Raw genomic sequence first — 10,842 nt, 5'->3', positions numbered from 1 at the left:
GCTGCGAGCGCGCGCACCTGCGCAGCGGATTCAAGACTCAGCGCGCGTATCGCAAGCGCCCGGCAATCGGCTGCCGACACTCGGCCAATGGCCTGTCGAACGGCGGGAATCGCCGCTGGCACCGCGGACAGCTCGCCGATCCCCAGGCCAATCAGGACGATCGCTCCTGCCGGCTCCGAGGCGAGGCTTCCGCACAGGCTGACCGGGGTGCCGGCCGCACGCCCGGCCTCGGCCGTCGTCGCGATCAGCCGCAGCACAGCCGGATGAAGCGCGTCGATGCTTGCCGCGAGCAGAGGATTGGTGCGGTCCATCGCGAGCGTATACTGGGCAAGGTCGTTCGACCCGATCGACAGGAAGTCTGCCTCCTGCGCGAGCCGCTCGGCGATCAGCGCCGCCGCCGGAGTTTCGATCATCACGCCGACCTTCGCCTGCGCGCCGAGCTCGCTCAAGCGACGCCTTGCACCCTTCAGTTCGTCGGCCGAGGACACCATCGGCAGCATGACTTTGATCTGGTCGCCCTGCACCCTGGCGATCGCGCGCACTTGCTCGTCCAGAAGTTCGGGGTCGAACAGGCCGGTGCGGACACCCCGCGCGCCGAGCGCCGGGTTCTGCTCATTGGGAAAACGGATGTATGGCACCGGCTTGTCGCCGCCGATGTCGAGCGTCCGGATCGTCAGTGGCCGGCCGTCGAGCGCGTCGGCGATCGCCTGGTACACACCCCGCTGCTCCGCTTCCGACGGTGCGTCTGCGCGGTCGAGGAACAGGAATTCCGTCCGTAGCAGGCCGCAGCCTTCCGCCCCCGCCGCCAGCGCCGCCTGGACTTCGGCGAGACCGCCGAGATTGGCGAGCAGGCGCACCCGCTCGCCGTCGCGCGTGATGCAATCCCCGCTGCCTGCCTGGGCTACGCCCCGGCCCGCGCGCCCTCGCGCGAGCTCATCCGGCTCTAAGACCAGCACGCCGGCGGTCGCATCCAGAAGGACAGCCGTGCCATCCGGCACCTCCGCCAATCGCGGCCCCATCGCCACCAGGGTCGGAATGCCGAACGACGCCGCGATGATGGCCATGTGAGACGTCGGGCCACCGCCCGACGTCGCCAGTCCAACCACTCGATCGCGCGGCAGCGACATCAGTTCCGACGGCAGCAGCTCGTCGGCGAGCAGGACCGTGGCCTCGGGCAACTCCATCCCCGCAGCGGCCGACGTTCCGGCAAGCGCCGCGACGACCTGCGCCGAGACATCCTCGATGTCGGCGATCCGCTCGCGAAGCCGCGCATTGTCCGACGCCCTGAACGAGTCCGCGGCCGCCGCGCTCGCGACTTGCCAGGCCATCGATGCGCTTCGCCCGCGCGCGAGCTCGGCCGCCGCATCGGCATTGACCTTCTCATCGTCGAGCAGACCCATATGCGCTTGCGCGACAGCCGCAGCCGGCCCGCCAGCTCGATCTCCAAGCGCTTGCAGATGCGCTCGAACTTTCGCCCTTGCCCCCTCGAGCGCGGCGCTCTCCGCCGCCACACCCCTACCCTCCTCCGCAGCCTCGATCACGTGCCGGCGCCAATGCCTGACGGTCCCCAGGACGGCGCCCGGGAGCGCGCACGCACCGGCGATTTCATTGGCCGCGAGGGAGCGCGCCGTCGGCTCCGCCCCCGCCGTAACCGGACCTGACAATTCCCCCTCCTCAAGCAGGGCGGCAATCGCCTCCACCGCCGCCTGTGCATCCGGCCCGACGGCGATCAATTCGACCTTGTCGCCATGCCGTGCGTCCAGCGCCATCACTGCCACCGGGCTACGGGCGGCTGCACTCTTGCCTCGCAGCCGGATCGTCACCGCGCTCGAATATCGCTTCGCACAATCGGCGACGCGCGCAGCCGGCCTGGCGTGAAGGCCGTGCTCGAACCGGACCGGCACGAGGAGCGTGACCGCATCACCCTGAACGGCGCCAGCTTCGCTCGAAGATCCTCGGTCCCGGACCGCGCCTATCGGCTCGCCGCGCTCAACCAGGCGATCGAGCGGCGCGGGCGACCACTCGAACTCGCCGCCATTCGTCAGCACGATGGGAGTCGCGAGGCTCTTCGCATTCAGCCCGACGGCGTCCATGTCGAAGCTGATCAGCCGGTCACCGGCCGCAACGCGGTCGCCATCGCTCACATGCGCCTCGAATCCGCGTCCGTTCAGCGCCACTGTCTCGAGCCCGACGTGGATCAGAAATTCGGCGCCTGACTCCGTCCGCAAGGTTACCGAGTGGCGGGTTGGCGCGACCAGCGTTACGACCGCGTCGCAGGGCGCGACCAGAACCCCCTCGGTCGGATCGATCGCGATCCCGGGGCCCATCATTTCGTCGGAAAAGACCGGATCATCCACGTCGCGGATGTTCATCAGCCAGCCCGACATCGGGCTGGCGAGCCTCACTTCGCTCACTCGTCGACGCCCTGCGTCATGCGCACTCCAAACTTTGTCATTGTGCGTGCATCCGGCACATCGCTACCGTGCGTCAATAGCGATGACAGACCGATCCCAGGCGACTGCCGCATCCACCACCGAGATGTTCCGCGAGGCCGCCGAATCCGGCGATGCGGTCGCTCGGCAGGCACGCGATGCCGCAACCCTCAAGCGGATCGGCCAGCGCCTTCGCGAGCGCGCGCCTGCGATCGTCCTGACCTGCGCGCGCGGAAGCTCCGACCATGCCGCCACCTTCGCCAAATATGCGATCGAAACGCGCGTCGGGGTCCCTGTCGTCTCCGCGGCGCCCTCGGTCGCGTCGGTCTACGCCTCGTCGCTTCGCGTCGACGGCGCGGCCTGCATCGCCATTTCGCAGTCCGGCAAGAGCCCCGACCTGCTCGCCACCGTCGCAAGCCTCAAGGCAGGCGGCGCCTGGGTCCTCGCGCTGGTCAACGACACCGGATCGCCGCTTGCCGACCTCGCCGACGAAGTCCTCGACCTCGCCGCCGGCCCCGAGCGCAGCGTCGCCGCCACGAAATCGTTCATCGCGTCGCTGTCGGCGATCGCCCGGGTCGTCGCAGAATGGGCCGACGACGCCGAGCTTCGGGCCGCGCTCGATGGATTGCCGTCGCAGCTTGCCGGGGCCTGGGCGCTCGACTGGTCGGTGCTGGCGGAAGAGCTGGCTGGCGCAACCGACCTTTACGTCCTCGGCCGCGGAGTGGGTTTCGCCGTCGCTCAGGAAGCCGCATTGAAGCTCAAGGAGACCTCGCAGCTCCACGCCGAGGCGTTCAGCACCGCCGAGCTGCGCCATGGCCCGATGGCGCTGGTCCGGCCCGGCTTTCCGGCCCTGATGTTCAGCCAGTCGGACGAGACCGAGCGCAATGTCCAGGACACCGCTGCCGCGCTTCTCGAACGCGGCGCGCGCGTCTTCCTTGCCGGAGCCGAAGCCGCCGACGCGCTTCGGCTGCCCGCGATCCGTTCGACGCCGTTGCTCGAACCAATCCTGCAGATCCAGTCTTTCTATCGCGCCGCCGATGCGCTGGCGAGAGCGCGAGGCCTCGATCCCGACCGACCGCCGCACCTCGCCAAGGTGACGGAGACGCGCTGATGGTTGAGGCGCTCGTCAATAGTCGGGTCCTGATCGACGGCCGCTTCGTCACGGAGCAATCCATCTTACTCGACAAGGGTTGCATTTCAGCAATCGTTGCCGAGCGCGATTGTCCTTCGGACGCGATCCGCGTCGACCTTCGGGGGCAGACGCTCGTGTCCGGCTTCATCGACGTTCAGGTCAACGGCGGCGGCGATCGCCTTTTCAATGACGATCCATCCGTCGAGACCATTGCCGCAATCGGCGAGGCTCACCGCCGCTTCGGCACGACTGGGTTCCTGCCGACGCTGATCAGCGACGACGAAGCCAAAATCGACGCCGCGATGAATGAGGCGCGCCGGGCCATCGCCGTCGGAATACCCGGCGTGCTCGGCATTCATATCGAAGGCCCCTTTCTCAATCCCGAGCGGAAGGGAATCCACGACGCGGCAAAGCTGCGCCGGATCAGCGAGCGCGAGATCGAGTTGCTCACGCGTCCGACCGGCGGCGCAACCGTCGTTACCGTCGCTCCCGAGACGATGCCCGTCGAAATCATTCGCCGGCTGACCGACGCGGGCGTGATCGTCTGCGCTGGCCATACCCAGGCGAACGGGGACGAGATTGCGGCCGCGCTGCGAGTGGGCCTGCGCGGTTTCACTCATCTGTTCAACGCCATGTCGCCGCTGACATCCCGTGAACCGGGAACCGTCGGCGCCGCACTGCTTGACGAGGCCAGCTGGTGCGGGATCATCGTCGACGGACATCATGTCGATCCGCGTGTCCTGACCCTCGCGTTGCGCGCTGCCCCGCTCCGCCGCTTCATCATCGTTTCGGACGCGATGCCGAGCGTGGGCGGGCGCAAGTCCTTCACGCTCAATGGTGAAGAGATCGCTGCGACCGGTGGCAAGTGCGTCAACGCAGCCGGGACGCTCGCCGGCTCCGACCTCGACATGGCGAGCGCCGTCCGCAACGCCGTCGCGATGCTCGGCCTCGATCTTGCCGATGCCGTTGCCATGGCCAGCACCAACCCCGCTGCTTTCCTGCGTCTCGATGGCCGCCTCGGACGAATCGCCCCCGGCTACCGCGCCAATTTGGTCCTGCTCGACGACGATCTCGCGGTGACCGAAACCTGGATCGACGGCGTCCGCTCCGCTTAAGCGCAGGCGGCGTCGAGTTGCGCGCCATAGTCGGCCGGCGCCGGCAGGCTCACATGGCGCCGCATGGCCAACTCGGCACGAGACTGCGGCGGCGGTAGCGTCAGGTCCACATCGCTGCGGTAGACGGGGTCGCGCTCGGCCTCGGCCAGCGATACGAACCGATATCCTGCCGCGCGATAGACGCGCAGCACTTCAGGCATCATGTGCGCGCTCATCGCGCTGACGTGCATCAGCAGGACATAGGGAATGTCGCGGCCGTAGAGCCTGCGCGACGTCTCGCGATCGTCGGCGATGCTCCGCCGGACCGCTCCCAGGTACAGCTGCTGCAGCCGCTCGATCCCGGCTCGATCATGCTTCGCCGAGCATCGCGCATAGGCCGGAGTCCATGCCCAGTCCGAAAAGCCGGTGGTCACGTCGGCAACCCTGTAGCCATGGCTCGCAAGCACCGCTCTTGCCGCAGCGCGCTGGGACGGGTCCTTGCCCTCGTCGAGAAACGGATAGCGAAACCAGCGCCAGTCGCTGTCGCCGCCAAGTTTCGACAAGACCGGCTCACCCCTCGTCACCTCGCCCTCGAACTGCGCGATGGTCAGCTCGCTCAGATGGGGATGCGACCAGGTATGATTGCCGAGCGTGAAGCCTGCCGCCCGCCATTCGTGAAGCGCCTGCATCGTGCCCGCATCCTTGACGTTCACGGCATTGACAAAGGCCGTCACCGGCACGTGCGCGGCCTTCAGCGAAGCAATCATCTGCCGGTTGACCGCAAGCGGCGTCAGCCCCGGGGGATAGGGCGCATGCACCGGCAGGTCGTCGATGGTGACGGCAATCTCCGGCGGTGGAGGCGGAGACGCAGCGCCTAGCAGCAGCGCTCCAACCGCAAGTAATCGCTTCACGATGCCGTGCCGACCGAGGATGACTCCTCCCAGATGTCGATCCCCGCGTCCGTGCCAAGCGCATCGATCCGCTCGAGCTCCTCTTCGCTGAACTCGAGATTCCGGACAGCTGCCAGCGAATCCTCGAGCTGCTCCACCGACCGCGCGCCGATGAGCGCCGACGTCACGCGAGGATCGCGGAGCACCCACGCGATCGCCATTTGCGCCAGCGTCTGGCCGCGGGCCTGCGCAAGCGCGTTCAGCTGCCGCACGTGCTCAACGGTCTGCGCCGTCAGGAAATCCTTGGAAAAGCTGTCATTCCGCGCCGCCCGCGCGTCCGCTGGAACGCCGTTGAGATATTTGTTCGTCAGCAGCCCCTGCCCGAGCGGCGAAAAGGCGATGCAGCCGACCCCACGCTCGCCAAGCGCGTCCAGCAACCCATGCTCGACCCAGCGGTTGACGATTGAATAGGACGGCTGGTGAATCAGCAGTGGCACGCCCTCCGCCCTGAGGATTGCGTGCGCCTGCCGCGTCAGCTCTGGAGAGTAGGACGAAATCCCGACGTACAGGGCCTTCCCCTGCCGCCAGGCATGGGTGAGCGCCCCCATCGTCTCCTCGAGCGGGGTCGACGGGTCGACCCGGTGCGAATAGAAAATGTCGACGTAGTCGAGGCCCATTCGCTTCAGGCTCTGGTCGAGGCTCGCAAGCAGGTACTTGCGCGACCCATGGTCCCCGTAGGGACCGGGCCACATGTCGTAGCCGGCCTTGGTCGAGATAATCAGCTCATCGCGATAGGGCCGAAAATCCGCCGCCAGCCAGCGCCCGAAATTCTCCTCCGCCGAACCGTAGGGCGGCCCGTAATTGTTGGCGAGGTCGAAGTGAGTGACGCCAAGGTCGAACGCTCGCCGGAGCACCGCGCGGCCGGTCTCGAACGAGTCCACGCCGCCGAAATTCTGCCATAGCCCGAGGGAGACCGCCGGCAGGTCCAGTCCGCTGCGCCCACACCGCCGGTAAGGCATTCGACCGTCGTAACGTTGCGGATCGGGAAGGAATTGTTCGGGGATCATGCTGGTCTCATAGCCTTGTGTGCTGGTTGCACTTGTCTTGTAGCGGCTCCCGCGAAGCTCGCGGCGATCGCCTCGCGCAGCGGCTTGGAGCGGAAATTCGCATCATACGGAAGCCCTCGCTTGTGCAATCCGTCCGCGCGAGGATCGAAACCTTCCAGCCAGCTGTAGCGATCGCTCATCCCCCAGCAGAGGACATCGCCGAGTTGCGGATAGCTCAGCATGATATCGAGATAAGCCCGGGCATACTCCGCCACCATCCGGTCGCGCGCTGCAATATCGGCCGGCGCCGTCCGATCGTTCACATCGAACTCCGTGACGACGAGCCTGTAGCCCATCGCCGTCACCTGATCGAGGAAGCGCCGCCACGGCGCCTCGGACTCGCGGACGATATCGGCGACGCCGAGCGGCTTGAGCAGTCGGATATGCGACTGCACGCCCAGTGCGTCGACCGGCGTGCCGCGTTTGCGGAAGCCTTCGAGCAAGCGAAGCACGCCGGCCATGTGCGTCTCGTCCTCGCCAGTCCGCTCCCAGCTCATGTAGTCGTTGTAGACAAGCAATGCGTGCGGAGCCTCGGCGCGGGCGGTGTGGAACATCAGGTCCAGGAAGCGCTCGCCCCCGATCGTACGGGTGACATTGGTTTCCCGGATCTGGCCGGTCTCCGGCTGCACCGCTTCGTTGACCACGTCGTAGGAATAGATGCGCCGGCCATAGCGACGGCAGACGGTCTCGACGTGGTTCGTCAGCAGGCGCTCCGCTTCCGCCGAGGATCCGAAGGTCGTCTGCGCCAGCCACTTCGGATACCATTTTGCCGGCGTCCAGAAGAGCGTGTGGCCGCGCAGTTCGAACCCTTTTGCCATCGCATAATCGGCGATCGCGTCCATTTGCCGAAAATCGAACCGATCCGGAGCCGGACGCGACCATTGCCACTTGAGCTCGTTCTCCGGCACCAGAACATCGCATTCGCGTTCGAGGATCGCTGCATAGGCCGGGTTGGCGAAGCTGCCCTTGTCGGCGCCCGGCGGCCCCCAGGCCACCGCCGACCCGAACCGCCGCCCGCTGCGCCTTGCAAGCGCTGCCAGCGAGTCGGGCGCTCGCGGCGGCTCGGTCACAATGCTCGGCGCGATGCACCCGGCCAGCGCGAGCGTCCCACCTCCAACCAGCGCGCTTCTTCGACTAAGCTCCATCACCTCTCCTGTGGTAGCGCTACCATGCTAATCAGGCGATCGCGTTGTCAACGAGTCCTGCCTTCCACGCAGAGTCTCGCTATTGATGCGGCTGCTGCCCTCCTGCGCTGCCCCTGCGCCGCTTCACCGCAGTTGCGGGAAGCCAGTGGTGCGCGACGCAAGCTGGCGCTTGCGCGCCCATTCACGTCCCCGCCATACGCTTCGTGGTATGAAGGGGTCCGGTTCGACACGGTTCCGGATTTCTTTCTTCCAGGATCGGCCCGTGCCGATCAACCGTTGTGCCGAGAGGAGACCCGCTATGCGCGCCCTGATGCCGATCGCCGCTGCAACTGTCCTGGCCGCCTGCTCGCAGGCCGCGTCTCCGCCTGGCGCCGACGTCGCGAACCTCCTCGCTGGCCGCGTCCCGGGACCGCCGCAATCCTGCATCACCACCGATGCCGCCGAGAATCTGCACGCCGTGGACGCGCAGACCATCGCCTACGGCACCGGCCGGACGATCTACATCAACCATCTCGCCGCCGCCTGTCCGGCGATCGGCCCGCTCAACACGATCATCGTCGAGCCTGGTCTGCCTGGCCAATATTGCCGCAACGACCGGATCCGCGGGAATGAACCCGGGTCAATCATTCCTGGGCCATCGTGCAATCTCAACGAGTGGGTCCCCTATCGCCTGCCCTGACGCGGGCCTTCCAAAAGGGCCGCGAAACGCCCTAGTGGCGGGGGATGGCTGAACCACAGGATATCCGGCGCATCGTCATCGTCGGGGGCGGCACGGCGGGCTGGATGGCCGCCGCAGCCCTGTCGCGCTTCGTCGGCGGCGCCGGCCGGCGCATCGTGCTCGTCGAATCCGAAGCCATCGGCACGGTCGGCGTTGGCGAAGGCACCATTCCGCCCATCCTCGAATTCAACACCATGCTCGGCATCGATGAAGCCCAGTTCCTTCGGGAAACCCATGCGACCTACAAGCTGGGCATCGACTTCGTCGGCTGGACTAGGCCGGGCGACCGCTACTTCCACCAATTCGGTCAGATCGGCCGGCCGCTGAACGGCGTTCCGTTTCACCAGCTGTGGCTCAGGAACCGCGAGAATGCGGCGATCGGACCGCTCTCGGACTATTCCATCTCGGCTGTCGTCGCCGACCGCCATCGCTTCGGCCATCCTTCCGCCAACCCGGACGATCCGCTGTCGCAGCTCGCCTTCGCTTTCCACTTCGACGCAGCCGCATATGGGCGCTTCCTCCGCCGATATGCGGAGGGTCATGGCGCCGAGCGGATCGAGGGCCGCATCGTCGGGGTCGAGCAGCATTCGGAGAGCGGCTTCGTCACCGCCGTCACTCTGGAGGACGACCGCCGGGTCCGGGGCGACCTGTTCATCGACTGCTCGGGTTTCCGCAGCCTGTTGCTCGGCCAGATGCTCGGCATCGGCTTCGAGGATTGGTCCCACTGGCTGCCCTGTGACCGCGCGATCGCCGTCCCGTCGGAACGCACGGAGCCGCTGCTGCCGTACACGCGCTCGACCGCTCAGCCCGCGGGCTGGCAGTGGCGCATTCCTCTTCAGCACCGCACCGGCAACGGCCACGTCTATTGCAGCTCGCAGATGACCGACGACGAGGCCGAGCATATCCTGCGGGGCACACTTGATGGAGCGCCGATCGCGGAGCCCAATCGGCTCCGCTTCACCGCCGGCCGGCGTAGCCGGGCATGGGAAGCCAACGTGATCGCGATCGGCCTGTCTTCAGGTTTCCTCGAGCCACTCGAATCGACCAGCATTCACCTGATGCAGCACGGCATCCAGAAGCTCCTGAGCCTGTTCCCCGATCGCGGGATCAGCCCGGTCGAGCGGGACGAATACAACCGCCACATGGTCGCGAGCTACGACCCGATCCGCGACTTCCTGATCCTCCACTATATTGCGAACCGGCGGCACGAACCCTTCTGGCGTCAGGTCCGGGAAACGCCGCTTCCCGACACCCTGCGCCACAAGATCGAGCTCTTCCGGGAGCACGGCCGCGTCTTCCGCTACAATGACGAGCTGTTCGACGTGCCGAGCTGGGTCGCCGTGATGCTCGGACAGGACATCATGCCCGCCGCCTGCGACCCGCTCGCCGCCGTGATGCCCGAAGCGGAAGTCCTACGCGCAATGGCCGAGCTCCGCCGCGCCTACGAAATCGCGGCCGACCGCCTGCCGCTGGCAAGCGAGTTCATCGCCCGGAGAGTCGCCGCCGCCGCTTAATGGATGGTCGCGGCGGCCGGCTCGTCGCGCAAATGCACTCGCGCCCGGCGCGCCGACAGTGCAAACGCACACAGGACGGCATAGCAGAGCGCGGGAACGATCAGAGCGGTGTGATAGCTCGTCAGTTCCGAGACCTTGCCGACCAGCAGTGGGATCAGCGCTCCGCCGACGATCGCGGTGCACAGGAGTCCGGATGTCGCTTCCACGCTCGCCGACGACCGCTCGAGCGTGATCGTGAAGATAACCGGGAACATGATCGAGTTGAACAGGCCGATCGACAGCGCCACGAAACCGGCGCTGACTCCACCGACGGTGACGACGTACAGGCACATGAGCATCGCGATCGCGGTGAAGGTCGCGAGCAGCTTCGGTGCGTCGATCCGTGCCAGCAGCGCCGAGCCGATCGCGCGGCCCACCATCGCCCCGCCCCAGTAGAAGCCAACCGCCTTGCCCGCCTCCTCGACGGATACGCCATGGACTCCGTCGCTGCCCATGGCGGCGCCAAGCAGCGGCACGTGGAACGGTGCATCCGACAGGCCCCAGATCCCGTTGTCATTCAGGAACGCCGTCATTTGCGTGCCGATCGACACTTCTGCGCCGACATAAAGGAAGATCGCGGCGCCGCCGAAGATCGCCCAGTTCGATGACAAGGCGTCGCTGATGACGGCAGCAATGCTCTGCCGCGCTCCGGTACCGCCTTCGGGAAGCGCGCTCGTCACCGTGCGGCGCAGCAGCCACATGAACAGGGTAAGCGCGGCAATCATCCCGCACAGCCAGAGATAGGCGGTATTGATCCCGCCGAGCGCGTGCG

8 protein-coding genes and 1 pseudogene are annotated in these 10,842 nt (G+C 66.9%); 4 read left to right on the top strand and 5 right to left on the bottom strand.

What is annotated here, in order from left to right; genetic code table 11:
• On the bottom strand, window positions 1–2,414 hold a 2,414-nt coding region (gene ptsP, locus JOZ79_RS11845), incomplete at its 3' end, for a phosphoenolpyruvate--protein phosphotransferase (protein WP_294074376.1).
• An 82-nt stretch (window positions 2,415–2,496) separates the two neighbouring features.
• On the opposite strand from ptsP, the gene JOZ79_RS11840 reads away from it, so the two are divergent.
• Together JOZ79_RS11840 and nagA are read left to right on the top strand one after the other, a co-directional pair.
• Window positions 2,497–3,543 (top strand): SIS domain-containing protein, encoded by a 1,047-nt coding sequence (locus tag JOZ79_RS11840; RefSeq protein WP_294074374.1) that lies wholly within the window; start codon window positions 2,497–2,499, stop codon window positions 3,541–3,543.
• The gene (gene nagA, locus JOZ79_RS11835; RefSeq protein WP_294074372.1) at window positions 3,543–4,679 is read left to right on the top strand and encodes an N-acetylglucosamine-6-phosphate deacetylase; all 1,137 of its coding nucleotides are present in this window, start codon (window positions 3,543–3,545) and stop codon (window positions 4,677–4,679) included. The genes JOZ79_RS11840 and nagA overlap by 1 nt, the downstream gene beginning before the upstream one ends.
• On the opposite strand, the gene JOZ79_RS11830 is transcribed toward nagA, so the two are convergent.
• From JOZ79_RS11830 to JOZ79_RS11820, 3 genes are read right to left on the bottom strand one after another with little or no spacing between them, the layout of a single operon-like run.
• Window positions 4,676–5,569: a polysaccharide deacetylase family protein gene (locus JOZ79_RS11830; protein WP_294074370.1), complete on the bottom strand. Its 894-nt coding sequence runs from the start codon at window positions 5,567–5,569 to the stop codon at window positions 4,676–4,678. The two genes, nagA and JOZ79_RS11830, sit on opposite strands and share 4 nt — an antisense overlap.
• Entirely contained in the window at window positions 5,566–6,615 is a 1,050-nt protein-coding gene (gene mgrA / locus JOZ79_RS11825) for an L-glyceraldehyde 3-phosphate reductase (protein WP_294074368.1), read from the bottom strand. The genes JOZ79_RS11830 and mgrA overlap by 4 nt, the downstream gene beginning before the upstream one ends.
• On the bottom strand, window positions 6,612–7,799 hold the full coding sequence (locus JOZ79_RS11820) for an endo-1,4-beta-xylanase (protein WP_294074366.1): 1,188 nt from the start codon (window positions 7,797–7,799) through the stop codon (window positions 6,612–6,614). Before JOZ79_RS11820 ends, mgrA begins: the two co-directional genes overlap by 4 nt.
• A gap of 298 nt (window positions 7,800–8,097) precedes the next feature.
• On the opposite strand from JOZ79_RS11820, the gene JOZ79_RS11815 reads away from it, so the two are divergent.
• Both JOZ79_RS11815 and JOZ79_RS11810 read left to right on the top strand, forming a co-directional pair.
• The gene (locus JOZ79_RS11815; protein ID WP_294074364.1) at window positions 8,098–8,478 is read left to right on the top strand and encodes a hypothetical protein; all 381 of its coding nucleotides are present in this window, start codon (window positions 8,098–8,100) and stop codon (window positions 8,476–8,478) included.
• Window positions 8,479–8,522: 44 nt separating this feature from the next.
• Window positions 8,523–10,031: a tryptophan halogenase family protein gene (locus tag JOZ79_RS11810; RefSeq protein WP_294074362.1), complete on the top strand. Its 1,509-nt coding sequence runs from the start codon at window positions 8,523–8,525 to the stop codon at window positions 10,029–10,031.
• Here JOZ79_RS11810 and JOZ79_RS11805 read toward each other — a convergent pair.
• A pseudogene (locus tag JOZ79_RS11805) lies at window positions 10,028–10,842 on the bottom strand (MFS transporter); the annotation flags it as partial. The gene JOZ79_RS11810 and the pseudogene JOZ79_RS11805 overlap by 4 nt on opposite strands.

The sequence above is a fragment of the Sphingomonas sp. genome (assembly GCF_019242355.1).
Classification (GTDB): domain Bacteria; phylum Pseudomonadota; class Alphaproteobacteria; order Sphingomonadales; family Sphingomonadaceae; genus Sphingomicrobium.
Note: the sequence above shows the minus strand (reverse complement) of the source record. Positions and strands in the feature narration are given on the sequence as shown.

Excerpts from the sequence above, each read along its gene's own strand:
- JOZ79_RS11840 (WP_294074374.1), top strand. The coding sequence starts at position 2,497 with ATGACAGACCGATCCCAGGCGACTGCCGCATCCACCACCGAGATGTTC.
- mgrA (WP_294074368.1), bottom strand. The coding sequence starts at position 6,615 with ATGATCCCCGAACAATTCCTTCCCGATCCGCAACGTTACGACGGTCGA.
- JOZ79_RS11815 (WP_294074364.1), top strand. The coding sequence starts at position 8,098 with ATGCGCGCCCTGATGCCGATCGCCGCTGCAACTGTCCTGGCCGCCTGC.
- JOZ79_RS11820 (WP_294074366.1), bottom strand. The coding sequence starts at position 7,799 with ATGGAGCTTAGTCGAAGAAGCGCGCTGGTTGGAGGTGGGACGCTCGCG.
- JOZ79_RS11810 (WP_294074362.1), top strand. The coding sequence starts at position 8,523 with ATGGCTGAACCACAGGATATCCGGCGCATCGTCATCGTCGGGGGCGGC.
- nagA (WP_294074372.1), top strand. The coding sequence starts at position 3,543 with ATGGTTGAGGCGCTCGTCAATAGTCGGGTCCTGATCGACGGCCGCTTC.